The organism is Ramlibacter sp. (assembly GCF_029866045.1).
GTDB lineage: Bacteria > Pseudomonadota > Gammaproteobacteria > Burkholderiales > Burkholderiaceae_C > Ramlibacter.
In genome coordinates this window covers 1-24,165 of sequence record NZ_JARXAB010000008.1, presented here as the reverse complement: position 1 = coordinate 24,165, position 24,165 = coordinate 1, and the positions used below count along the sequence as shown (strand labels likewise).

The 24,165-nt window shown below is 64.4% G+C and carries 23 protein-coding genes; 13 read left to right on the top strand and 10 right to left on the bottom strand.

The genetic code is table 11. The features are described 5' to 3' along the window. The 3 genes from trpB to accD form a co-directional block, all read left to right on the top strand. Positions 1-1,255: tryptophan synthase subunit beta (gene trpB / locus QE494_RS00520; protein ID WP_300040399.1), on the top strand; the 1,255-nt coding region annotated here is incomplete at its 5' end. Further along, the gene (gene trpA / locus QE494_RS00515; RefSeq protein ID WP_300040397.1) at positions 1,256-2,065 is read left to right on the top strand and encodes a tryptophan synthase subunit alpha; all 810 of its coding nucleotides are present in this window, start codon (positions 1,256-1,258) and stop codon (positions 2,063-2,065) included. 115 nt (positions 2,066-2,180) lie between these two features. Then, on the top strand, positions 2,181-3,053 hold the full coding sequence (gene accD, locus QE494_RS00510) for an acetyl-CoA carboxylase, carboxyltransferase subunit beta (RefSeq protein WP_137746206.1): 873 nt from the start codon (positions 2,181-2,183) through the stop codon (positions 3,051-3,053). 110 nt (positions 3,054-3,163) lie between these two features. On the opposite strand, the gene QE494_RS00505 is transcribed toward accD, so the two are convergent. After that, positions 3,164-3,712 (bottom strand): YggT family protein, encoded by a 549-nt coding sequence (locus tag QE494_RS00505; protein WP_137746205.1) that lies wholly within the window; start codon positions 3,710-3,712, stop codon positions 3,164-3,166. A gap of 96 nt (positions 3,713-3,808) precedes the next feature. Here QE494_RS00505 and QE494_RS00500 point away from each other — a divergent pair, with 96 nt between their 5' ends. Continuing rightward, entirely contained in the window at positions 3,809-4,444 is a 636-nt protein-coding gene (locus QE494_RS00500; protein ID WP_300040394.1) for an LON peptidase substrate-binding domain-containing protein, read from the top strand. A gap of 21 nt (positions 4,445-4,465) precedes the next feature. Here QE494_RS00500 and QE494_RS00495 read toward each other — a convergent pair whose 3' ends face one another. Then, positions 4,466-6,349, bottom strand: coding sequence for a nucleoside-diphosphate sugar epimerase/dehydratase (locus tag QE494_RS00495; protein WP_300040392.1), 1,884 nt, complete (start codon positions 6,347-6,349; stop codon positions 4,466-4,468). 33 nt (positions 6,350-6,382) lie between these two features. Here QE494_RS00495 and pseB point away from each other — a divergent pair, with 33 nt between their 5' ends. Genes pseB through QE494_RS00450 form a run of 9 tightly spaced genes read left to right on the top strand, consistent with a single transcriptional unit; the run spans position 6,383 to position 15,481 of the window. Further along, entirely contained in the window at positions 6,383-7,399 is a 1,017-nt protein-coding gene (gene pseB / locus QE494_RS00490; RefSeq protein WP_300040390.1) for a UDP-N-acetylglucosamine 4,6-dehydratase (inverting), read from the top strand. A gap of 9 nt (positions 7,400-7,408) precedes the next feature. After that, positions 7,409-8,575, top strand: a complete 1,167-nt coding sequence (gene pseC, locus QE494_RS00485; protein ID WP_300040388.1) for a UDP-4-amino-4,6-dideoxy-N-acetyl-beta-L-altrosamine transaminase — start codon at positions 7,409-7,411, stop codon at positions 8,573-8,575. Continuing rightward, positions 8,572-9,267 carry a pseudaminic acid cytidylyltransferase gene (gene pseF / locus QE494_RS00480; protein WP_300040385.1) on the top strand — a complete coding sequence of 232 codons (696 nt, stop codon included), beginning with the start codon at positions 8,572-8,574 and terminating at the stop codon, positions 9,265-9,267. The genes pseC and pseF overlap by 4 nt, the downstream gene beginning before the upstream one ends. Beyond that, positions 9,264-10,793 (top strand): UDP-2,4-diacetamido-2,4,6-trideoxy-beta-L-altropyranose hydrolase, encoded by a 1,530-nt coding sequence (gene pseG, locus QE494_RS00475; RefSeq protein WP_300040383.1) that lies wholly within the window; start codon positions 9,264-9,266, stop codon positions 10,791-10,793. Before pseF ends, pseG begins: the two co-directional genes overlap by 4 nt. Continuing rightward, positions 10,766-11,827: a pseudaminic acid synthase gene (gene pseI, locus QE494_RS00470; protein WP_300040381.1), complete on the top strand. Its 1,062-nt coding sequence runs from the start codon at positions 10,766-10,768 to the stop codon at positions 11,825-11,827. The genes pseG and pseI overlap by 28 nt, the downstream gene beginning before the upstream one ends. After that, positions 11,824-12,813: a Gfo/Idh/MocA family protein gene (locus QE494_RS00465; RefSeq protein WP_300040379.1), complete on the top strand. Its 990-nt coding sequence runs from the start codon at positions 11,824-11,826 to the stop codon at positions 12,811-12,813. Before pseI ends, QE494_RS00465 begins: the two co-directional genes overlap by 4 nt. Beyond that, entirely contained in the window at positions 12,810-14,099 is a 1,290-nt protein-coding gene (locus QE494_RS00460) for a DegT/DnrJ/EryC1/StrS aminotransferase family protein (RefSeq protein ID WP_300040377.1), read from the top strand. Before QE494_RS00465 ends, QE494_RS00460 begins: the two co-directional genes overlap by 4 nt. 1 nt (position 14,100) lies before the next feature. Beyond that, on the top strand, positions 14,101-14,616 hold the full coding sequence (locus QE494_RS00455) for a GNAT family N-acetyltransferase (RefSeq protein ID WP_300040375.1): 516 nt from the start codon (positions 14,101-14,103) through the stop codon (positions 14,614-14,616). Next, complete coding sequence (locus tag QE494_RS00450) at positions 14,567-15,481, top strand: hypothetical protein (RefSeq protein ID WP_300040373.1); 915 nt, start codon at positions 14,567-14,569, stop codon at positions 15,479-15,481. Before QE494_RS00455 ends, QE494_RS00450 begins: the two co-directional genes overlap by 50 nt. A gap of 3 nt (positions 15,482-15,484) precedes the next feature. Here QE494_RS00450 and QE494_RS00445 read toward each other — a convergent pair whose 3' ends face one another. The 8 genes from QE494_RS00445 to QE494_RS00410 form a co-directional block, all read right to left on the bottom strand. Next, positions 15,485-16,855: an amidase gene (locus QE494_RS00445; RefSeq protein WP_300040371.1), complete on the bottom strand. Its 1,371-nt coding sequence runs from the start codon at positions 16,853-16,855 to the stop codon at positions 15,485-15,487. Between the two features lie 4 nt (positions 16,856-16,859). Next, positions 16,860-18,053, bottom strand: a complete 1,194-nt coding sequence (locus QE494_RS00440; protein WP_298448804.1) for an N-acetyl sugar amidotransferase — start codon at positions 18,051-18,053, stop codon at positions 16,860-16,862. 90 nt (positions 18,054-18,143) lie between these two features. After that, positions 18,144-19,373 (bottom strand): hypothetical protein, encoded by a 1,230-nt coding sequence (locus QE494_RS00435; RefSeq protein WP_300040369.1) that lies wholly within the window; start codon positions 19,371-19,373, stop codon positions 18,144-18,146. Beyond that, positions 19,370-21,163, bottom strand: coding sequence for an asparagine synthase (glutamine-hydrolyzing) (gene asnB / locus QE494_RS00430; protein ID WP_300040367.1), 1,794 nt, complete (start codon positions 21,161-21,163; stop codon positions 19,370-19,372). The genes QE494_RS00435 and asnB overlap by 4 nt, the downstream gene beginning before the upstream one ends. Before the next feature lie 29 nt (positions 21,164-21,192). Further along, a complete protein-coding gene (locus tag QE494_RS00425) occupies positions 21,193-21,816 on the bottom strand; it encodes a pseudaminic acid biosynthesis-associated methylase (protein WP_300040365.1) in 624 nt (207 codons plus the stop codon). 116 nt (positions 21,817-21,932) lie between these two features. Then, positions 21,933-22,487: a sugar transferase gene (locus tag QE494_RS00420; protein ID WP_298448811.1), complete on the bottom strand. Its 555-nt coding sequence runs from the start codon at positions 22,485-22,487 to the stop codon at positions 21,933-21,935. Beyond that, positions 22,484-23,290, bottom strand: a complete 807-nt coding sequence (locus tag QE494_RS00415) for an aldolase/citrate lyase family protein (RefSeq protein WP_300040363.1) — start codon at positions 23,288-23,290, stop codon at positions 22,484-22,486. Before QE494_RS00415 ends, QE494_RS00420 begins: the two co-directional genes overlap by 4 nt. 13 nt (positions 23,291-23,303) lie before the next feature. Next, a partial coding sequence (locus QE494_RS00410; RefSeq protein ID WP_300040361.1) for a lipid II flippase MurJ occupies positions 23,304-24,165 on the bottom strand: 862 nt, incomplete at its 5' end.

Here is a 24,165-nt window from a genome sequence, read left to right as displayed (position 1 = left end):
CGGCCATTTCGGCCCCTACGGCGGCAGTTTCGTCAGCGAAACACTGACCCACGCCATCCAGGAACTGCGCGAGGCTTACGCTCGCTACCAAAACGACCCCGAGTTTCTGGCCGAATTCCATTACGAACTCAAGCACTTCGTCGGTCGCCCCTCCCCCATCTACCACGCAGCCCGTACCAGCCGCGAAATGGGTGGCGCGCAGATCTACCTCAAGCGCGAAGACCTCAACCACACCGGCGCCCACAAGATCAACAACGTGATCGGCCAGGCCATGCTCGCCAAACGCATGGGAAAACCCCGCGTGATTGCCGAGACCGGCGCAGGCCAGCACGGCGTGGCTACAGCCACCATTTGCGCCCGCTATGGGCTTGAATGCGTGGTGTACATGGGCGCCGAGGACGTAAAGCGCCAAAGCCCCAACGTGTATCGCATGAAGCTGCTGGGCGCTACTGTGGTGCCGGTGGAGTCGGGCAGCAAGACCCTGAAGGACGCCCTGAACGACGCCATGCGCGACTGGGTAGCGAATGTAGACAACACTTTCTACATCATCGGCACCGTAGCGGGGCCGCACCCCTACCCGATGATGGTGCGCGACTTCCAGAGTGTGATCGGCAAGGAGTGCATTGAGCAGATGCCCGCCATGCTGACCGAGCAAAAAGTGCTGGGCCAGCAACCCGATGCTGTGATCGCCTGCGTGGGCGGCGGCAGCAACGCCATGGGCATCTTCCACCCCTACATTCCGTTTGCAAAGACGCGCCTCATTGGCGTGGAGGCAGCGGGCGAAGGCCTGGAGTCGGGCAAACACTCGGCATCGCTGCAAAAAGGCAGCGCGGGCGTACTGCACGGCAACCGTACCTTCATCCTGCAGGATGACAACGGCCAGATCACCGAAACCCACAGCATCAGCGCCGGCCTGGACTACCCCGGTGTGGGCCCGGAGCACGCATGGCTGCAAGAGATCGGTCGTGCCGAATACGTCGGCATTACCGACAAGGAAGCGCTGGACGCCTTCCACTACCTGTGCCGCACCGAGGGCATCATCCCTGCGCTGGAGTCCAGCCATGCTGTGGCCTACGCCATGAAGCTGGCCAAGACCATGCGCCCTGACCAATCCATCCTGGTCAACCTCTCGGGCCGTGGCGACAAGGACATCGGTACCGTGGCCGACCTCAGTGGCGCCGACTTTTACTGCCGACCCAGTTGCCAGGGGCAGTCCGTAAAGGGCGGCGAACAACCCATCAAGGTAGTGAAATAAATGAGCCGTATCGCATCCACCTTCACTGCCCTGAAAGCCCAGGGCCGCAAAGCGCTGATTCCTTATGTGACCGCCGGGTTCCCGTTCGCCGACATCACCCCCGCACTCATGCACGGCATGGTCGAGGCCGGTGCCGATGTGATCGAGCTGGGCGTGCCCTTTTCCGACCCCATGGCCGATGGCCCGGTGATTCAGAAGGCGGGCGAGAAGGCCCTCAGTCTGGGCATTGGCATGGTGCAAGTGTTCGACCATGTGCGTGAGTTCCGCAAGCGCAACAGCACCACGCCCGTGGTGCTGATGGGCTATGCCAACCCCGTGGAACGCTACGACCAGAAGCACGGCGCAGGCGCTTTTGTGCGCGACGCGGCTGCTGCCGGTGTTGACGGCGTGCTCATCGTGGACTACCCGCCCGAAGAATGTGAAGCCTTTGCAGCCAGTCTGCGTGAGCACGGCATGGACCTGATCTTCCTGCTGGCACCTACCAGCACGGACGCGCGCATGGCCCAAGTAGCACGCGTGGCCAGCGGCTACGTGTACTACGTGTCGCTCAAAGGCGTGACCGGCTCAGGCGCGCTGGACACGGCGGCTGTGGAGCAGATGCTGCCGCGCATCCGCCAGCACGTTCAGATTCCCGTCGGTGTGGGCTTTGGCATCCGCGACGCAGCCACCGCCCAAGCCATTGGCAAGGTGGCCGATGCAGTGGTCATTGGCAGCCGCATCATCCAGCTGATCGAAGACCAGGAACACGCCAAGGTGGTGCCCCTGACCATCGACTTCCTGCGCGGCATCCGCAAGGCACTGGACGCCTAGTCGCATAATGCAGCCCGGTGCATCCTGCGGGGTGCGCCGACAGATTCACACCCGACCTGCCCCGCCAATGCCCACGGGCTTTGCAACAGGTCGCGCCAATGAAGAGGAGAACACCATGTCCTGGCTCGAAAAACTTCTGCCCTCCAAGATCCAGCAAACCGACCCCACCGAGCGCCGCCAGGTGCCCGAAGGCCTGTGGATCAAGTGCCCAAGCTGCGAGACGGTGCTCTACAAGGCTGACCTGGAACACAACCAGAACGTCTGCCCCCACTGCAGCCACCACCACCGCATTGGTGCACGTGCGCGCCTGGACTCCTTCCTCGACGCCGAAGGCCGCTACGAGATCGGCCAGGAAGTGCTGCCGGTAGACGCCCTCAAGTTCAAAGACAGCCGCAAGTACCCCGAGCGCCTGAAGGAAGCCCTGGAGAACACCGGCGAGACCGACGCACTCATCGTCATGGGCGGTGCGGTCAAGAGCATCAACGTGGTGGCGGCGTGCTTTGAGTTCGATTTCATGGGCGGCTCGATGGGCTCTGTGGTGGGCGAACGGTTCGTGCGCGGCGTGGAAACCGCCATCGAACAGAAGGTGCCCTTCATCTGCTTCACCGCCACCGGCGGCGCGCGCATGCAAGAAGGCCTGCTCTCACTCATGCAGATGGCCAAGACCAATGCAGCCCTCACCCGCCTGGCCAAGAAGGGCCTGCCCTACATCAGCGTGCTTACTGACCCCACCATGGGCGGCGTGAGCGCCGGCTTCGCCTTCGTGGGCGACATCGTGATCGCCGAGCCCAAGGCCCTGATCGGTTTTGCGGGCCCCCGCGTGATCGAATCCACCGTGCGCGTGACCCTGCCCGAAGGCTTCCAGCGCGCCGAATTCCTGCAGACCAAGGGTGCTGTGGACTTCATCTGTGACCGACGCGAACTGCGCAACACCGTGTCCAGCAGCCTGGCCATGCTGCAGCGCCTGCCGGCTGACGCAGTGATGTAACGCCTGATGGGATCAATGGCCTGCGCGACTTGCATGGCCATTTGCTCCTCAATTGATAGCTAAAAAAGCTTACCTATTGCGCGGGAGAGTCATTTTTTGGACTCTCCCGTTCAACGCATGACGCTGGCCTGCACATGGCCCAGCACAATCATCACGACCTGCAGCAGCACCAGGGCCACCAAGGGCGAGAGGTCGATTCCCCCCACCAGCGGGATGATCCTGCGCAAGGGCCGCAGCACCGGCTCGCACAGTCTGGCGATCACGTCGGACAACGACGAACGCGCCTGCACCCACGACATCACCGCGTAGACGATCAACAGGCCAATCAGCCCTGACACTGCCACCCGCGCCAGGCCACACAGGGCCAACCACGGCAACCAGGCCCACGCCGATGCCGCGCCAAGCAACAAAGTCAGCAGGAAATACTGCGCCAGCTGCAGCAGCGCAGCGGCCACCAGGCTGGACACATCCCAGCGCCCCACCGGAGGAATGACCCGGCGCAGCGGCATGATCAACCAGTCCGTCAGGGCAAACACGAGCCCCCCCACTGGGTTGCCAAACGGAACACGCTGCCACTGCATGTACAGCCGCAGCAAACACGCGCCTGTGAGCAAGCCACCAACAACGTCGAGCAGGAAAGAGGCGATCTGGAAGAGCATGTATGGATAAGGGGCAGGCGGAACAAAAACCGGTGGCGGCACTGAAAGCGGGTTGCTCCGTGGGATGATAGCGGGCCCAGGCGCCTCACCACGGTCATGTCCCAGTCCCTCACACTGTCATCTCTGCCCCTGTTCCCGCTGAACTCCGTGTTGTTCCCGGGCGGCGTGCTGACGCTGCGAGTGTTCGAGGTGCGCTACCTGGACATGGTGCGCAAATGCCACCAAGCAGGCGCCCCCTTTGGCGTGGTATCTCTGACCCACGGCCACGAAGTGCGCCAAGCGGGTGCGCCAGAAGAGCGTTTCAACGATGTCGGTATCCTGGCCATCATTGAGCAACTGGATCATCCCCAGCCAGGCCTGATCACCCTGCTCTGTCGCGCCAGCCAGCGTTTTCGCATCACCCGGCGCCATCACCTGCCCCACGGTCTATGGACCGCAGACGTGGAGCACGTGGCCTCTGACCTCCCTGTGCCCGTCCCCGACGACCTCAAGAAGGCGGCGATTGCACTGGCGCAGGTGCTTCACACACTCCAACAACGCGACCCCGAAACCCCCAGTGCCATCACGCCCACAGACGCACAACTCGGCGATTGCGGCTGGGTATCCAACCGCTGGTGCGAGCTATTGCCTGTACCTCTGGAACTCAAGCAACGGCTGATGGAGCTCGACAACCCTTTGGTGCGGCTGGAGTTGGTGGGGGATGTGCTGGAGAGGACGGGGATTGCGCAGTAGACGCGGAAGCCAGCGCTTGCACTATCGAGCGGTGTACTCTGGCACTTGCGTCTGCAACCATGAACGGAGTGCAGACGCCGATGGCTCAACCCCCAGATCCGCAATACTCTGGCTCACCGCCTCAGGATTCACACCACCAAAAGCATCGGTCTTGGCGACATGCAGCTTGGGGTGAGGCGTAGGCTCGGTTGTCTCTCCATTGGCCAGAAGTTCCTCATAGAGTTTCTCGCCAGGCCTCAGGCCCGTGAAAACGATAGGGACTTCTTGCTCGGTTTTTCCCGACAAACGAACAAGAATTCTGGCCAACTCCACGATCTTGACCGGCTCACCCATATCCAGCACAAAGATTTGCCCCGATTGCCCCATTAGGCCAGCCTGCAAGACTAACTGGGCAGCCTCTGGAATGGTCATGAAGTACCGGACGATATCGGGATGGGTCACGGTCAAAGGCCCCCCACGCGAAATCTGCTCGGTGAACAAAGGGACGACCGACCCACTCGAACCCAACACGTTTCCAAATCGCACCGCAACAAAACGTGTCCCAGGGTGCTCAGACGCCACCGCTTGCATTACCCGCTCCGCAAGCCTCTTACTTGCCCCCATGACATTAGTCGGATTCACGGCCTTGTCAGTAGAGATCAGTACAAAACGCGCTGCCCCTATCGCAGCCGCCACACGAGCGGCATTCATGGTACCTAATACATTGGTGTGCACCGCCTCAATTTCGTTGAGTGACTCCATCAGCGGGACGTGTTTGTAAGCTGCCGCGTGGAAAACCACCGTCGGCTGATGAAGACGCGCGATGGCGTGCAGGCGCTCGACCTCGCGCACGTTGGCGGTGTAGTACATGCCCTGCATCTGCGGGTGCGCTTCACGCAGTTCCTGCTCCAACTGGTAGATCGCAAACTCAGACACATCTACACAAACCAGACGCACCACACCAAAACGTGCAATCTGACGGCACAGCTCAGAGCCGATGGAGCCGCCAGCACCGGTGACAAGTACACATGTACCGGCAAACAGATCCGACAATCCTTTGGCGTCCAGTTGCACCTGAACGCGACCCAACAGGTCTTCCAACTCGATGCGACGCGGCCCGACACTCTCGGTTCGAAGCCACTCATCGGGCCGAGGCATGGCCAGCAGCGCGAGACCCGCATCGCTGGAATACTTCAGGACTTCACTACGCCCTTCAGATCCAGCGGGACTGGCCAGCAGGGCTGTGCGCACATCAACGGAGCGTGCAATGGAGTCGATATTGGTCGTGGTGCCAAGTACTGGCACCCCCTGCAACGAACGCCCTTGCTCAGACTCCAAGTGCGACACGATACCCACTGGGTGCCAATGGCCCGAGCCTTTGAGCGCCCGCAGGGCATCGGCAGCATCCTGGAGCGCTCCCACGATCAGAATGGGCCGAGTTCCCGTCGGCAAAACTGCCCGCTCGAAGAGCGTGCGCCAAGCAGCACGTGCAGTCACCAAAAGCATCAAAACTATCAGGGGATGGAGCAGCAACACAGAACGGGGAAAGCTCGGCACTCGCAGCATCAGCACCGCAGCTGCGGTCAAAAGAGACGCAAGAAGTACAGCGATGGCCAACTGACGCAACTCAGACAACCCGATGTAGCGCCAGACTTGTCGATGCACTCCCATACCCACGAGAACGACACAGTAAGACCCTACAGCCAGCAAAGCCGACTCAACAGCCATAGAGCTGAACTCATCAGGCACATCCAGATTGAAACGTAGCCAGAACGACGACACCCAGGCTAGAAGAATGAGTGCGGCGTCCAGGGCAAGCAGGGCTAGCGAAGACAAGCGAACAGAGGTACGGTTTGACAGCACAGTGAGGGGAGGGCGCGCTGGAGGGTTGGCGGCACGCCCGAGAGTCACGCGTGCAAACGTCATCGATAATATCAAGATAGCATTCGTGAGACCTTCATGCTGACCGACAAATCTATTCTCGTTACCGGCGGAACCGGGTCCTTTGGCAAAGCATTCGTGCGTACCGTACTAGAACGCTATCCCAAGGTGCGAAGACTTGTTGTCTTCTCACGCGACGAACTCAAGCAGTTTGAAATGCAACAGGTATTCCCGGCCAGTCAGTACCCTTGCCTGCGTTACTTTATTGGTGATGTGCGAGATGAAGCGCGCTTGCACCGTGCACTGGAAGGCATCGATGTTGTCGTACATGCAGCCGCGCTCAAACAAGTTCCGGCTGCTGAATACAATCCTTTCGAGTGCATCAAGACCAATGTACTAGGGGCCCAGAATCTAATTGAGGCCTGCCTATCTAACGGTGTGGAAAAAGTTGTAGCACTCTCGACGGACAAGGCCGCTGCACCAGTCAATCTCTACGGTGCCACCAAACTTTGTTCCGACAAACTTTTCATAGCTGCCAACAACATAAAGGGTAGTCGGGACATCCGCTTCAGCGTCGTGCGCTACGGCAATGTGATGGGTAGCCGGGGTTCAGTCATTCCTTTTTTCTTAGAGAGGGCGCGCACAGGCGTTTTGCCAATCACCGATCCGCGCATGACACGCTTCAACATTTCGCTCCAAGAAGGAGTGGATATGGTGCTCTGGTCTATCGACAATGCCTGGGGGGGGGAAGTGCTTGTGCCCAAAATTCCCTCCTATCGCATCACGGATGTTGCCACTGCCGTAGGAGCGCAATGCCGACAAGAGATTGTCGGAGTCCGCCCCGGAGAAAAAATCCATGAAGAGATGATTACTGCGAGTGATAGCGCCAGCACCGTGGATTTGGGAGACTACTACGCCATCCTGCCTATGGCGGGACAATTCACGCTCGAAGAATACTGCGCGCAGACCGGCGCGAAACTTGTGGAATCCGGCTTCGCCTACGACAGCGGAACGAACCCGCAGTTCCTTAGCGTCGATGAGTTGCGGGGCCTCATCGCCCATCACGTAGATGGCCTACTGTCGGCTGAGCAATAACCGTCCACCATGTTCATTCCCTACAGCTGCCAGCAGATCACCGACGAGGATATCGCGGCCGTCACCGCCGTACTGCGGTCCGAGTATCTGACCCAAGGACCCGCCGTCGCAGCCTTCGAACAAGCTTTTGCGGTCCGCCACCAAGTGGCGCACGCCATTGCCGTCTCCAATGCCACGGCCGCACTGCACATTGGCTGTTTGGCGCTGGGCGTCGGCCCGGACTCACGGGTATGGACCACGCCCAACACCTTCCTGGCCTCGGCCAACTGCGCACGCTACTGTGGCGCGGCTGTCGATTTTGTGGACATTGACCCGATCACGCGCAACATCAGCTCGGCCAAGCTGGCGCACAAGCTGAAAGCCGCTGAAGCGAGGGGTGCGCTGCCTTGTGTGGTGATTCCTGTGGACTTTGCCGGCCTCCCCTGCGATATGCGCGAAATCCGCTCGCTGGCCGATCGCTATGGCTTCAAGATCTTGCAGGATGCCTCGCATGCTGCAGGGGCAACCTACCTCGACTGCCCCGTGGGCAGCGCCTGGGCAGACCTGACGGTCTTCAGCTTCCATGCCGTGAAGGTCGTCACCACGGCAGAGGGTGGCCTTCTGGCCACCCAGGATGCCGCGCTGGCCGAGAAACTGCGGCTACTGCGCTCGCACGGCATGACGCGCGATCCGGCGCAGATGGAGCAAGTGCCTGAAGGGCCGTGGTACTACGAGCAGCAGGAGCTCGGCTTCAACTACCGGCTGACCGATGTGCAGGCGGCGCTCGGCACATCGCAACTCGCACGCATCGACACCCTAGGCATTCAGCGTGACGCCCTGGCCCAACGCTACGACCAGATGCTCGCTGAATTGCCGCTTCGCCTGCCGGCGCGCCAGGCTGATCGCCAGTCTGCCTGGCACCTGTACGCGGTCGAGATCGACGCGCAGCGCACCAGCGCGCGTCGCGTCGATGTTTTCAAGCAGTTGCGTGCTGCGGGCCTGGGTGTGAACGTGCACTACATCCCGGTGCACCTTCAGCCCTACTACGCCAGGCTGGGCTTTCGCCGCGGCGACTTTCCCGCAGCGGAGGGCTACTACGACCAGGCCCTGTCCATTCCGCTCTTCCCTGCACTGACGTACGCCCAGCAGGATCAGGTCGTGCATCTGCTGGGCCAGGCCCTGCAGGATTGCGCATGAGGCTGGCCGTCATCCCCGCACGCGGTGGCAGCAAGCGCATCCCGCGCAAGAACATCCGCCCCTTCGCGGGTCGGCCGATGATCACGCACGCTATCGGGGCGGCGCTGGCCAGCGAGGTCTTCGACCAGGTCATCGTCTCCACCGACGACGCCGAGATTGCCGAGATTGCCCGGGTCGCCGGCGCGGAGGTGCCTTTCACACGGCCGGCTGAACTCGCCGATGACATCACGCCGACGGTGCCGGTCATCGCGCATGCGATCAATGCCCTGATGGCCGCCGGCCTGACGCCCGCGCAGGTCTGCTGCATCTATCCGGGCGTTCCGCTGCTCTCGCCGCAGGACCTCGTGCAGGGCCTGGAACTGCTCAAACAGGCCGGCCAGGGTTACGCGTTTCCCGTCACGCCCTTTCCTTCGCCGATCCAGCGGGCATTGCGTCGCCACGAGGACGGGCGCACCGAACCCTTCGACGCGCGCCATGTAGGCACCCGCACGCAGGACCTCGAACCAGCGTACCACGACTCCGGCCAGTTCTACTGGGGCGCGACACCGTCATGGCTCGGCGGCTTGAACATCCATCAGAACGCGCGCACCTTCGTGATCCCAGAGTGGCGCTGCGTGGACATCGACACCCTCGACGACTGGCTTCGCGCCGAAGCGCTGTACGGCGTTCTACACGCCAAGGACCATCCGTGAGGATCGCCATCCGCGCCGATGCCGCAGTGGCGCTCGGCAGCGGTCACGTGATGCGCTGCCTTGCGCTGGCCAACGGCCTGCAGGCCCGGGGCGCCCAGCTCACATTCCTGTGCGCCGCACTGACGCCTTCGCTGGAACAACTGATCCACGCGCACGGCCACAAAATCCTCCGCTTGCCGGCAGGCCCCAAGCTCGCGACCGGAGCCTCCTGGCCCCTACAGGCCCAGCGCGCCGATGCCCAGGCCTGCTTGCAGGCGCTGGGCGGCAGTCCTGCATGGAACTGGCTGGTGGTGGATCATTACGGGCTCGGCCCGCCCTGGGAGACGGCCCTGCGTGCGGCCGCGCAACGGCGGCTCGCCATCGACGACCTTGCGCGCGCGCATGATTGCGACGTTTTGCTGGACGTCAACCATTTCGAGGACGCGCAGGCGCGCTACCAGGGCCGAGTGCCGGCTGCGGCGGTCGTGCTCACGGGGCCGCGCCACGCGTTGCTGCGGCCCGAATTCGAAAACCATCGGCGCAACGTGCAGCCCCGTTCGGGCCCGGTGCGGCGGCTGCTGGTCCTGCTGGGCGGCATGGACGCCGACAACGTCACCGGGCGCGCCGTCGAGGCCATCGGCAGGCTGCCCCAGGCTCGCGACATCGACGTTGACGTCGTGATCGGTGCGGCGCACCCGGCACGCGCGCAACTCGAATCCCTGGCGTCCACCCGGCCGCGCCTGCACCTGCACGTGCAATCAAACGAGATCGCGGCCTTGTGCGCACGGGCCGACCTGGCCATCGGCGCTGGTGGCGGCGCCACCTGGGAGCGATGCTGCCTGGGGCTGCCGACGCTCGCGCTGTGCCTCGCCCCCAACCAACGTGAAGTCCTGGCCGCAGGCGCGCGCGCAGGCTTTCTGTACGTGCCCGATGGCGAAAGCATCGACGCAGACACGCTGGCGGCCCACCTGCAGGCCCTGGTCGACAACAGCGGCCTTCGCGGTCTTCTGTCACGCACGGGCATGGCCTTGGTCGACGGCCAGGGGGTGAGTCGGATGGCCGACCTCATGCTGCGGCAGGCCGTTACGGTGCGCCCGGCCACGGCCTCGGACAGTGCCGCGCTCTGGGCTTGGCGCAACGCCCCACGGGTGCGCATGGCCTCGCGCGATCACAACCCCATCAGTGCCGATTCGCACCACGCGTGGTTCACTCGCACGCTGGCCGCGCCCGACCGCTTTCTGCTCGTCGGCGAAAGGAGCGGCCAGCCCATTGGCGTGGTCCGCTTCGACCTCGACGCGCAGGCCGGTACCGAAGTGTCGATCTACCTCGTGCCCGAAGACCACGCGCGCGGCAGCGGCTCGGCGCTGCTGGCCGCCGCCGAGGCCTGGCTGGCGCGGGAGCATCCGCAGGCGCCCGCGCTCGTCGCCCACGTCATGGGCGACAACACCGCCTCCCATCAGTTGTTCGAACGCGCCGGCTACGCGCGTGCCACCACCTGCTACAGCAAGGAACTCCCGACATGGAATCCGCAGACAGCTTCCGCATAGCCGATTGCCCCATCGGCCCGGGGCACCCGCCCTTCGTCATCGCCGAGATGTCGGGCAACCACAACCATTCGCTGGACCGCGCCATGGCCATCGTCGAAGCGGCCGCGCAGGCGGGTGCCCATGCGATCAAGTTCCAGACCTACACCGCGGACACGATGACCATCGATGCTCCGCAACCGGAGTTCCAGATTCGCGACGCCAAGAGTCTGTGGAATGGCTCGACGCTCTACAGCCTCTACGAGGAGGCCCACACGCCCTGGGAATGGCATGAGCCGCTGTTTCGCCGCGCACGCGAACTCGGGGTCATTCCGTTCAGCACGCCGTTCGACGAGACCGCCGTCGATTTCCTCGAGTCGCTCGATGTCCCCTGCTACAAGATCGCGTCGTTCGAGAACACCGACCTGCCGCTGATCCGGCGAGTCGCCGCCACCGGCAAGCCGCTGATCGTCTCCACGGGCATGGCCTCGCTGTCCGAGCTGGACGAGCTCGTCAAGACCGCGCGCGCCACTGGCTGCAGGCACCTGGTGCTGCTCAAGTGCACCAGCAACTACCCGGCCACGCCGGCCGACACTAACATCACGACCATTCCCCACATGCGCGCACTGTTCGGCTGCGAGATCGGCCTGTCGGACCACACCATGGGCGTGGGCGTGTCAGTGGCCAGCGTCGCACTGGGCGCCACTGTCATCGAAAAGCACTTCACGCTGGCCCGGGCCGACGGCGGCGTGGACAGCGCGTTCTCGCTGGAGCCGACCGAGATGCGCCAGTTGGTGGAAGAAACCACCCGCGCCTGGCAAAGTCTGGGGAAGGTGACCTATGGCCCGACGGCAGCGGAAAAAAGCTCGCTGCAATTCCGCCGTTCGCTGTATGTCGTTCAGGACATCAAGGCCGGCGAAACCCTGAGCCCCGCCAACGTGCGCGCAATCCGCCCGGGCCTGGGGCTGGCGCCACGACATCTCGACGAAGTCCTGGGCCGCACCGCCTTGCACGACGCACCGCGTGGCACTCCCCTGTCGTGGTCACTGCTGCGGTGACGCCCAGGCTGAACGCCCTGATCATCGGCTGCGGCAACATTGCCGGCGGCTTCGATCACGACGCCCCGCCCGGCAGCTGGCCGCTGACGCATGCGGGCGCGATGTCACGTCACGGCGGCTTCCACTTGGCCGCCTGCGTGGAACCCGACACGCGCAAGCGGGCCGCCTTCGCGGAACGCTGGAACGTTGCACAAGCCTGGCCCTCGCTCGCCGAAGCCGGCAGCAAGGCCGGCCGGTTCGATGTGATCAGCGTCTGTTCGCCCACGGCTGCCCATGCGCAGGACCTGGAAGCGGCGATGGCGCTGGCCCCCCGGCTGGTGTTCTGCGAGAAGCCACTGACGCCGGACCTGGCGCGCTCGCGCGTACTGGTCCGGGCCTTCAGCGAAGCCGGCATCGCGCTGGCCGTGAACCACACTCGCCGCTGGGCGCCCGATGTGCTGCGCCTGCGCGACGAACTCGCTGCCGGCCATTGGGGCGAAGTGCGCAGCGTCAGCGCCACCTACAACAAGGGCGTGCTGAACAATGGTGGGCACCTGATCGACCTGCTGCACCTGTTGCTGGGCCCGCTGCACGTGGTGTGGGCCGGGCCACCGCTGCATGACTTCTGGCCCGACGACCCGAGCATCGCCGCCGTGCTTCTGGCACGAGGCAGCACCGTGATTCAGCTGGCGACTGCGCATGCGGCCGACTACGCGCTGTTCGAGCTGCAACTGGTCACCTCGCGTGGCGTCGTCGTGATGGAAAGTGGCGGTCTCGGCTGGCGCATGCGCGAAGCGGCCGACAGCACGCAATTTTCCGGCTACCGTGCGCTCGGCGAAGCCCAGGCCCGGCCCGGCGAATACCGGCAGGCCATGCTCGCGGCTGCGACCAATGTGTACGAACACCTCACGCGCGGGCAACCGCTGGCCAGCACCGGCGCCAGCGCCCTGCAAGCGCAGGAGGTGTGCGAGAAAATCCGGCAAAAATCTCAGGAACTCTTCTCATGAATGCTTCAGCCTCCGCGCTTGCCCTGCTGGGCGGAACACCCGTGATCGACGCACCCCTGGCGCCCTTTCGCAGCATCGGCGAAGAGGAGGCACAGGCCGCAGCCCAGGTGGTGCGCGGCGGCGTGCTCTCGGCATACATCGGCGCGGCCGGCGAGGCCTTCTTGGGCGGCCCTGCGGTGCGGGCTTTCGAAGCCAAGGCAGCCGCCTACTTCGGCGCCAGGCATGCCATTGCCGTGAACTCCTGGACATCCGGCCTGATCGCGGCGGTCGCGGCGCTGGGCCTGGAGCCTGGTGACGAGGTGATCACTACGCCCTGGACGATGGCAGCCACAGCCACGGCCATCCTTCACAACAACGCCATCCCGATCTTCGCGGACATCGACCCGCAGACCTTCAACATCGACCCCGCCGCCGTGGAGCGGCTGGTCACGCCGCGCACGCGTGCCATCCTGGCCGCCGACATCTTCGGGCTGTCCGCCGACATGCGCGCGCTGCGCGCCATTGCGGACTGCCATGGTCTGAAGCTGCTGACCGACACCGCGCAATCGCCGGGCGCGCGCTACGGCAGCGGTTTCGCCGGTCTGTTCGCAGACATCGGCGGCTTCAGCCTCAATTACCACAAGCACATCCACTGCGGCGAAGGCGGCATTCTCGTCACCGATGATGACCGCCTGGCTGCCCGCCTGGCCATGATCCGCAACCACGCCGAGGCCGTGACCACCGCGCAGGAAGCTTCGGAGCTGGCGGGCATGCTCGGCTACAACTTCCGGCTAGGCGAGATCGAGGCCGCCATCGCCTCGGTCCAGCTCGACCGGCTCGAGGAACGGGTGGCCAGCCGCCAGCGCGTTGCCGCGCAGCTCAATGCGGGCCTCGCCGGCCTGTCGGGCCTGCGCACGCCGCAGGTGGCAGACGGCAGCACCCACGTCTACTACGTCTACGGCATGGTGCTGGATACGCAGCAACTGGGCCTGTCGCGCGAGCGCCTTCTGGCCGCGCTGCGTGCCGAAGGCGTGCCCGGGCTCATGAACGGCTACCAGAACATCCATCTGCTGCCGTTGTTCCGTCACAAGATCGCCCACGGCACCACCGGCTTTCCCTGGACGGCGAGCCCGCGGGGCGATGCCATCACCTACGCCCCCGGCCTGTGCCCCGTGGCAGAAGAGCTGCATGCACGTAGCTTCCTCGGCCTGGCCCTGTGCCTGTGCGAATACGAACCTCAGGACGTCGACCGGGTCATCGAGGCGTTCCGCAAGGTGTGGGGCCAGTTGGATGCCCTGCGGGCCTGACATGCTCCACGGCAAGCGCGTCGATCTCACCCCGTTCATGCCTGCGGACATCACGCCGCAGTACGTGGGCTGGCTCAATGATCCACAGGTCGTGCGCCTGAGCAATCAGCGCTTCCGGCGCCACGACGAGGCCAGCTGCGCAGCCTACCTGCGCACGTTCGAAGGCTCGGACAACCGTTTCTTCAGCATCCGCCTGCGTGAATCGGGCCAGGCCATCGGGACTGCCACCGCGTACTTCTCGCGCGACCATGGCACGGTGGACTGCGGCATCCTGCTGGGCGCTCCCGCCACTTGGGGCAAGGGCCTAGGCCAGGATGCCTGGGACACCCTCACGGGCTGGTGCGCCGAGCAGCCGGGCATCCGTAAGGTGACCGCCGGGACGCTGGATTGCAACACCGGCATGCTGCGGCTCATGGAGCGCTCCGGCCTGAAGCTAGAAGCCACGCGCAAGGCCCAGGAACTGGTGAATGGCCAGCCCCATGACATCCTGCTCTTCGCCCGATTTACCGGCCATTGACCTGCCGCGCCCCTGGGCTGTCGCCTGTCACGACGCCGGGGGCGCCAACGCGCTATTGGCGTTGCTCGCTGCGGCCGGCGCGCCGGTCGGCATCAGGGCCTTCATGGCGGGCCCGGCGCTGTCGGCATGGCAACAGCGCTTTGGTGTCGCACCGCTGGCAGCCAGCCTCGACGAGGCCCTAGACGGCGCTGGCGCGGTCCTCACGGGGACGGGCTGGGCCACGAGCATCGAGCACGATGCGCGCGCGCTGGCCCGGAAACGCGGCCTGCCCAGCACGGCGCTGCTGGATCACTGGGTCAACTATGCCCAGCGGTTCACTCGCGACGGCCAGACGGTGCTGCCCGACCAGATCTGGGTCACGGACGCGCAGGCGCTGCGCATCGCCCGCGACGAGTTTCCCGGCGCCGACCTGAGGCTCCAGCCAGACTTCCAGATGCAAGAGCAGCTTCAAGGGATCCGCGATATGCGCGCTGCGCCGCCGACCTTGTTGTACCTGCTGGAACCCGCGCGCGATGACTGGGGGCGTGGCCGCCCCGGTGAGTTCCAGGCGCTCGACTATTTCGCGTCGCGCTGGCCCTTGCCGGGCGTGCCGGCGAACGCGCGGGTCGTCCTGCGGCCACACCCCTCCGATCCGCCGGGCAAGTACTCAGGCTGGGTCGAGGCGCAGACGGGATTGGTGACCGCGCTCGATGCCGGCGGGCCTTTGCGCGAAGCGCTTTCGGGCGCGCGCTGGGTCGCAGGATGCGAATCGCACGCGATGGTGGTCGCCCTCGCGGCGGGGCGCACCGTGTTCGGCACGCTGCCGCCATGGGCGCCCCGTTGCCGGCTGCCGCAGCCGGGCATCATCCACTTGTGGGACGCCTGACGCTCAGAGCCCTGCCACCGGGTTGCACCCGGCGGGCAGGAACTGCCTTTCCACGAGTTCACCCACCAGGCGGAACAGCAGGGGATCGTTGTAGCGGCGGGCGACGAGTTGCACGCCGAATGGCATGCCTTCAGGCGAGGTGAACGCCGGTGCGCTGACCGAGGCCAGGTGCGTGAGCGTCCAGATGAGCGCGGAATCGGGCACCTCGACCTGTTCGCGCGGGGGCGCGCTGCTGCCCGTGCTGAGCGTTACGATGGCATCGAACCCCGAGAAGAAGGCGTCCATGGCACGTGCCGCGACGACCTGCAGGTCGAGCGCCTGTTCGTACTGCGCGGACGTGATGCTCTGCCCCGAAACGATCAGCTGATTCATCACGGGCGAGATGAGCTCGGCGCGCTTGTACTCCTCCTGGAAGTAGTAGGCCAGCGCACGGTCGTAGATGGTCGAATGCAGCGCATGTGCATCGTTGACCTCAGCGGGCAACTCCACTTCGACGAGGTCGAAGCGCGCATCCTTGCCGACGCGCGCGCACCAGGCATCCAGCGCGTCGCGCGCATAACCCACAGCCTGGCCCCACACGGCCGCAGGCCGCACGACGGCAATGCGCCAAGGGCGCCCGGACGGCGCGGACTGCCGCGCCAGGTCCGTCAGGGCGGCATGGCTGATCGGATAGTCGCGGCCGTGAACACGGATGGCATCGAACACCGCCTGAAGGTCGCCCGCATGCGCGACGAAGTAGCCGACGGTGTCGAGGCTGTCCGTGGTCTTGAGCGTGCCCGTGCGCGGCACCAGGCCGAAGGACGGCTTGCAGCCCCAGACCCCGCAGAAACTCGCCGGCCGCACGATCGAGCCGGCCGTCTGCGTGCCCAGCGCAACCGGCACCATGCCGGCTGCCACCGCCACGGCAGACCCACTGGAGGACGTGCCAGGATTGGCCAGTACGGAGTGCGGGTTGAGTGTCTTGCCCAGCGCGTGCACGGCGAACTCGGCCGTTACGGTCTTGCCTGGCACCAGCGCGCCGTGGCGCTTCATGTCGTACAGGACACGGGCGTCGTTGCCCGGGGTGAAGCCTCGCCAGAGCGGGCTCCCCATCTGCGTCGGAAAATCGGCGGTGTTGAAGATGTCCTTCACGCCAACCGGAATGGCCTCCAGCGAGCGGGGTGCCCCCCCCTGCGCAAGGCGTGCCGCCGCCGCCTTGGCCGCCTCCATCAGGCGGTCGGCGTCGAAGCACTCCCAGGCGTGGACATGGGGCTCTGCGGCTGCATAGGCATCGGCGCACCACTGCGCCAGATCGACTGGCGACAGTGTCTTCGCGCGGTAGCCATCGAGGATGGCAGCGACGCTGAATTCATGAAAGGGCAGGTTCGCGCTCATCTTGTCACTTGTCCCCATTCCTGAATTTCTCGATCAGTTGCTGGGGATAGGGAAGAATGCGCTCCTCGTTGGGCTCGGTCTTGGGATGAATCGGGATGACCACGTTCTTCAACTCGGGGCGCTTGTGGCCTTCCATGATGCTGAGGAACTCCTCCTCGGACATGCCGGTGATCTTCAGGTAGTAGTCCAGGCCCTCGGGGCGCTTCGACTCGGTGTCACCGATCAGTTGCCAAGCTTCGTCGCGGCTGAGCAAGCCGGCACGCACGTCCACGCTAGCGTGGAAGGTTGCACGGCCATAGCCCCGCTTCATGTAGCAGGTCAGGTCGTGCACGCCGGGCATGATGCATTCAGCGCTCTTGTAGCGCTTATAGGAGCCTTCGATCTGCGTTTCGCGCCAGCCGTAGACATCGCGCACGAACTCGGTCTGTCGCTCGTCGTCCCAAAAGATGTAGTCGCCCAGGTGAATGCCGTAGACACCGACGCGTTCGCAGTCCTCGGCGGAAGGCACGTTGAATGGGTAGAGATCGCGCTCGCTCAGATCCTCGCGCACCATCTGGTCGGGGCGCAGTTTGGCAGAGACCTTGGTGAAATATTCGCGGTCGAACTTGCGCACCGGGTTCTTGTACGAGGCACGGCCCGAACTCTCGGCGATGGACTCGCCCCACACCAGCAGCGGAATGTTGAAGCGCACGGCCGCCTGCAAAGGGAAGGAACCTACGCCCGCATGGCAGTGCCAGCACGAGTCCCCGATACCAGCCAACGAATGCTTCGCGATACGGTTGATCAGGCTGCGGTTCGGCGTGAACATGATGTGATCCACGTTGAACTGCTCGAGCGAGTTCTGCAAGTTGTACCAGCCGGTCTCGCTGTACCAGTTGTGGCTGAAGGTCACGGCCAGCGGCTTCATGCCGTACACCTTGGTCAGCACGTGCAGCTGGAACGTGCTGTCCTTGCCCCCGCTAATGGGGATGATGCAGTCGTAGTTGTTGCCGGCAGAGGCTTTCGCGGCCTCAAGCGTCTGGCGCAGGTCCTGCTCTCGCTCGGTCCAGTCGATGTGGATCTTCTGCTCTGCGGACTGGCAAGCCTGGCACACACCGAGCTCGTCGAAAACGATGCCTTCCTGCGTCTCCGGAATGCAGCAACGCACACAGTAACGCAGATGGGGGAAGGGCTTGCCGGCGGGCGTGGGACTGCTCATAGCGAGAGGTATGTAAAGCTTTTCAGGATGAACTATAGCGGCAGCGTCCCTTTGCGGCATCTCAAGGGACTTGTGCCACACGGCGCCCGGCTAGTCCCCCATCAGCGCATGGATCACCGCGGCGACGCGGGGGGTCGCCCGCCCCGGCGGGGGAAACACGCGTCGATCAGGCACTCGCCCCGGGCCGGCTAGGCAGGGAACCAGGTCTTCGGGGCGCTCGACGGACTCGCCAAGGCCCATCTTCCCGTAGTCGAAGTCGATGTTGCGGACCGTCGGCGACCAGGACAGGCTGAGGACGCGCTTGCCGATCAGCGCCGCCTCAAAGCCCACCGTGCTCGCCTGAACGATCACGATATCGCTCGCATGCAATTGCGGCACCAGCGGGTCCTGCGTCGGAACGCTCCGGTAGATGCGCGGGTGCGCGCCAAGGTCGGGGAAGAAGTGGTACTGGGCGGGGTGGTAGCGCACCAGCAACGCCACCTGGGGGTTCGCCTCCACCCACGCGCGCAGCCGGCGCTCCACGTCCAGCGCCAGCGCCATGCCGGCCGTGGCGGGCGTCACGCCAGGGCCAGGCTCCTCGAGGTTGCCCGCCCACATGGCAACGGTCAGGCCGTTCCAGCCGAGGCTGTCGCGCAGTGCCTGGCCCGCCTCAGCCTGGCCGGGTTCGAACAGGGATTCGTAGGCCGGGCATCCCGTCACGACGATGCGCTGCGCCCCGATATTCGCAGCCATCAGGTTCCCCTTGACGAAGTCAGACAGGACCGTGATGCAGTCGGCAAAGACCTTATTGCGCAGGAAGTTGTCGTGAGGCAGGCCGAAGAGGTCCATCATCGTGAGCGACGGGATGGTGCGCATCACGGCCGCCTCTATCGCCGCCTGCTCCGAGCGCGGTGAAGCGGTGCTCACCACCACATGCGGACGGAACTCGTCGATGATCCGCCCCATGAACTGCAGCGGCAGGAAGGCGCGGCGCCCCCCCTGCGCCCAACGGCGTGCGGCCTCCTCTTCACCATGGGCATCCACCCACTCCTGGTAGTTGATGCCGAGGTAGCACTGGCTCTCGAAATCATCGACGTCGGGGTGCGAGTTGCCGGCCAGCAACTGCTGGCCGCGCGCGAGGACAGTTTCGCGATCCACCAGATGCAAGAAGTCGCGGTAGCCACGCGGCTCCAGGCCAAGCCGGCGTGCCTGCTTGTGCCCCAGCGTCAGCGCCAGCAGTTCGCAGCGCACACCTTCGGCTTGAAGGTGGCGGATGACGGGCGCCACCTTGGCAATGTGGCCGCTGCCATAGGCAACGAACAGCGCACGGCGTTCCGTCACGGCTGGCGCTCCCACATGGCCAGTGCTGCGAGAGCACGCAGTTCGCGCGTGAAATTCTCACGGCCATCGCGATGACGCTCGAGCATCGACGACACTGCGGCCGGCTCGAACCATGCGCGAAGGACATCGCTGCCATCGAGCAGGCCTTTCAGCCAGGGGTAACTCTCGTTGCGGAACCACTCACCGATCGGCACCGTGAACATCTGCTTCTTGCGGTAGGCCAGGTCTTGGCCGATCAGCGATGTCACGGCCTTCTTATACCAGTACTTCTTGTCGCCGCTGGCGCGGTCGAGCTTGGTGTTCCCGCGGCTGCGGAAGGCCAGTTCCATCATGCGCCAATCAAGGAACGGCGTGCGCGCCTCGATGCTCACGGCCATGCCCATGCGGTCGGGCTTGACGAGGTTGTTGCCCGAGAGCAGCAATTGCATGTCAAGGTACAGCGCCTGGTTCACGCGGTCGAAGTGCGCCGCTTCGTCGAACCAGGGCCTGGCGGCTTCGGTGAAGCTGTCGACGCCCTGCAGGCGCACGCGCAGCTCGGGCCGGTACAACGCCAGCTTGGCCTGGGGCGTGAACAACGAGATGCTGTCGAAATAGCCGCGCTGGAAGGAGTCGGCGCCCAGCGCGTCGACGCCGGGACGTGCGAACCATTGAGCGTATTTGTCGTAGCCGGCGAACAGCTCGTCGCCGCCATCCCCGGTGAGCACCACCTTGACGTGCCTGGCGGCCAGCTCACTCACACGCAGCGTGGGCATGAACGAGGCGTCGCCATGCGGCTGGTCCAGGTGGTGCAGCGCCTTGGGCCAGCGGTCGAGCATGTTGAGTTCGGCCACTTCCATCTGGTGGTCGCAGCCGAAGCGGCGCGCGGCCTCGGCGGCGTAGGCCGACTCGTCAAAGCGCGGGTCGGCAAAGCCGATGCAGAAGGTCTTGACCGGCGCCTGGACATGCCGCGCCATCAAGCCGACGATGCTGCTCGAATCCACGCCGCCCGACAGGAACGCGCCCCAAGGCACGTCGGCGCGCAGGCGGATACGCGTCGCATCGTCCAGCACGGCCATGAATTCCTCGGCCCAGGCGCCGAAGTCGTGGTCACGTTCGCGCTGGTCGGCCAGCGACCACCAGCGCTGCGTCTGCATATGGCCGGCGCGCGTGAACTTCATCCAGGTGCCGGGCATCACGTGCCGCACGCCCTGCCAGATGGTCCAGGGCGCAGGGATGTAGTTGAAGGTCAGATAATGGTGGACCGCTTCCAGATCGATAGCATCGGGCGACCAGCGGCTGCGGTCCGCAGGCAGGATGGCCTTGATCTCGGAGCCGAACACGGCGCGCGTTCCGTCATCGCACACATAAAGCGGCTTGACGCCGATGCGGTCGCGCACCAAGTACAGGGCGTCTTCGCGTGCATCGTCAATGGCGATGGCGAACATGCCGTTGAGCCGCTTCAGGCAGGCGATGCCCTCGCGCTCGTACAGCCGCAGGATGACTTCGGTGTCGGAGCCGGTATCGAGCCGGACCCCCTGCGCGCGCAGTTCGGCCGCCAGCTCCACGTAGTTGAAGATCTCGCCGTTCTGCACTACGGCCACCTGGCCGTCGTCGGACACGAAGGGCTGGTGGCCACCGCCCAGGTCAATGATGGACAATCGCCGGTTGCCGATGGCCACGCCGCGCTGCGGCTGGTTCCAGACGCCCTCGTCGTCAGGGCCGCGATGAACCAGGCTCTGCGCCATGCGCTGGAGCGCGTCGCCGTCAAGCGGGGTGCGCGATCGGTCCCAGTAGCCGAAGATGCCGCACATATTAGTAACGAAAATACCGGATTGCCAAGTCAGCCCTTCTTGCGCAACAGGAACCAGGTGCAGTCATCGTGCAGGAAGGTCGGGTCACGGTGGTAGTCAAATCCGTAGTCCACCAGCTCCAGGTCGGGGTAGCGGTCCAGCATCTCCCCACAGAAGTCACGCTTGAACAGGCGGTCCTTGTGGCCGCGGTATTCGATGGCCACGGGCGTGGTGTTGTAGTACTCGCAGATCAGCAGGTACTTGCCCGTGGAGCTGTGCAGTTTTTCGTAGACCGTCGCCAGCGCCTCGGGGTTGATGTGGATGAGAACGCCCCTGATCAGCACTAGGTCGAAGGTGCGCTTGACCTCATGCTCAAGGATCGACACGTTGTAGACGTTCTGCGGCGGCAGGAACTCGCGCAGCTTGGCTGCCGCATTCGCGTTGATCTCGATGGCATGCTGATCGATGCCGGACCGCAGCAGCTTGAGGGCGCGCAGGTTCATCCCGACATTGGCGCCGAACTCGATGCAGTTCTCCAGGCCAGGCGCCTGGCGCAAGGCCCGGGAATAGAAGTTCAGGTTGGACGCGAGCAGGGCCTCGCTCTGATTCCGCTCCATGTACGCGTTGCCAAACTCACCAGCCCAGAAAGCTTCTTGCTCTGTCGTAAATTTCATACTACCCAGCCTCGTTGTTTGCGGCATTCAGTGAACTGACAATTCTGACCGATTCCTATAGAGATGCTCTTCACGAATCGAACGGCGATTCGTGAAGAGCGTTTCCCCAGGGCACTTCAGTTGCTCCCCTTGCCGGACAACCGCCCGAGGGTGAGCCACATGATCTTCAAGTCCAGCCAGAGGGAAACTTCCCGCGTGTACTTCAGATCGGCATCCAGGCGCTGCGTTCCGATGGCATCGGAGCGATACAAGACCTGTGCTAGGCCGGTGATGCCCGGCCTGACACTCACGCGCTGCTCGAAGTCCGCATCCCGGTAGAGGCCACGTTGCGCCGGCACGTCAGGCCTGGGGCCGACGAGGCTCATCTCCCCCTTAAGCACATTGATCAATTGAGGCAGCTCGTCAATGCTTGTCGTTCGGAGCAAACGCCCGACACGTGTGATGCGCGGGTCATCACTAGCGGTATGGTACGGCCCGATCGCTGCAGCGTTCTTGACCATGCTGCGGAACTTGTACATACCAAATTCACGTCCCCCGCGCCCCACGCGAATCTGCTGGTAGAACACGGGTGCCCCTGAATCCAGCAAGGTAGCCACGGCGGCCGCCAGCATAACGGGGCTGAATACCATCAGCGCGGCCAGTGACAGCAAGATGTCCATCAGACGCTTCATGCGGAGGCCCTGATGCTTGCGGCGATGCGCTCGATGGTAGCGAAGGTCGACACGCGATCGATCTCCAGCTGCTCCGGCGTGCGCGCAGCCAGTGATCGCTCCGCCTCACGAAGTACGGCCACATCGTCTGCAAAAGTGGTTTCGGCGTTCGGGCGGTGAAAAGTGCGCGACAAAATCACCGCGCTCGATCCCAGCCGCAGATGCTCGGCCAAAACATCCCGACCAGGCAACAATCCCTCATCCAGCCGGGCGATTCCCCCAAATCCAAAGCGCAGCCCCTGAGCTTGCACCCTGGCAGCCACACGGTCCAGCACACCTTGCGCCAGGGGTTCAAACATGAAGCGGCAACCCAGGGAAAGATGCAGGTCGTTGAGCCCGACAAACACTTCACACAATCCCGGGGTGCCCACCCAATCATCCAGTGACTGCAGCGCCCCCGCTGTCTCCAGCAATGCCACGATGGGCGCCCGCCCTGCGACAAGGCGACTGAACGCCTGCATTTCATCAGGGGAGTGAAACATGGGCAACATTACCCAATCAGCGCCTTGAGCCAAAACGGCGTCCAGCTCGCCAGACGTGTCCGCGTGCAGGGGATTGACGCGCACCATGAGCCGTGACTGCTTGAGCTGCGACTTGATGCGGCCAACATCCTCCAGCCGGTGGGTGCTGATAAAGGTGTTGCGGCCAGCTTGGCGCTCCGCCTTGCCGTTTACTTCCAGATCAACAAACAGGCGCATGCCTGGCAATGCGTCGCAGCGGCGCGCCAGGGCGGGGTCGTTGGTGATCTGGAGAAGTTCAATCATGGCGTGGCGCAGATTATGACCGCAGGGCACGGCGCAACCCGGGGCTGGAAAACCAGCATACCGCTACAACAAAGATAGCAGATAGTGCACTACCAACGAGCGGGAAGGCCTGTTTTAAACCGAAATCACGAACCAGTGCAGGCGCAGCGTCAGCGCTTCCCCACCAGAGCGCCAAACCAGCAACCGCCACCAATCCGCACAGCGGTGCCAAGAGTGCTCGCACGGGAATCCAATGCCGCAGGGCAGAAGCGCCCAGCGCACCCCAGGCGATCAGGGCGGCCACGACAAACCCGGCGTTCAAGCCCCACATGAGCGCACCACCTGCCGTCCACCCTACGGCCCCCACCGCCAGCAACAGGGCCAGCGCCACCCCGTAGGCCAACACGGCAAAGCGCATGCGCCCTACCGACGCCAGTACCGTCAAGGCCACCGCCAGCAGCGCCTGCGGCAACAAGCCCCATGCCCCCACGCGGCCCCAGGCAGCGATCTGCGCCAAGGCGGATGCATCCATGCGCCCCCAGCCGAACAACAGGGACGCAATAGCAGGCGCACCCACCAGCAATGCCGCAGCCGCAGCGCAGGCCAGGGTCCAGGCCAGCACCAGGGCATTGCGTACCGATGCCGCCATGCCCTCGGCGCCAGAGGACCCCGCGCCAAACTGCGCCGCATGCGCCCGCGCGATCGCAGGGAAAGCCAGCGACGCCACAAGCTGGATGGCCAGCACCAGCGGCAATTCCACCAGCTTCCAGGCGTAGTTGAAGGTGGCCAAAGCCCCCTCGCCCGCCCCGGACGCAAAAGTGCGGGCCACAAAAGGCAGCGTCAGAGGCAGTCCCGCCCCCAAGGCCGCCCACATCCAGACACGCCAGCCAGGCAGC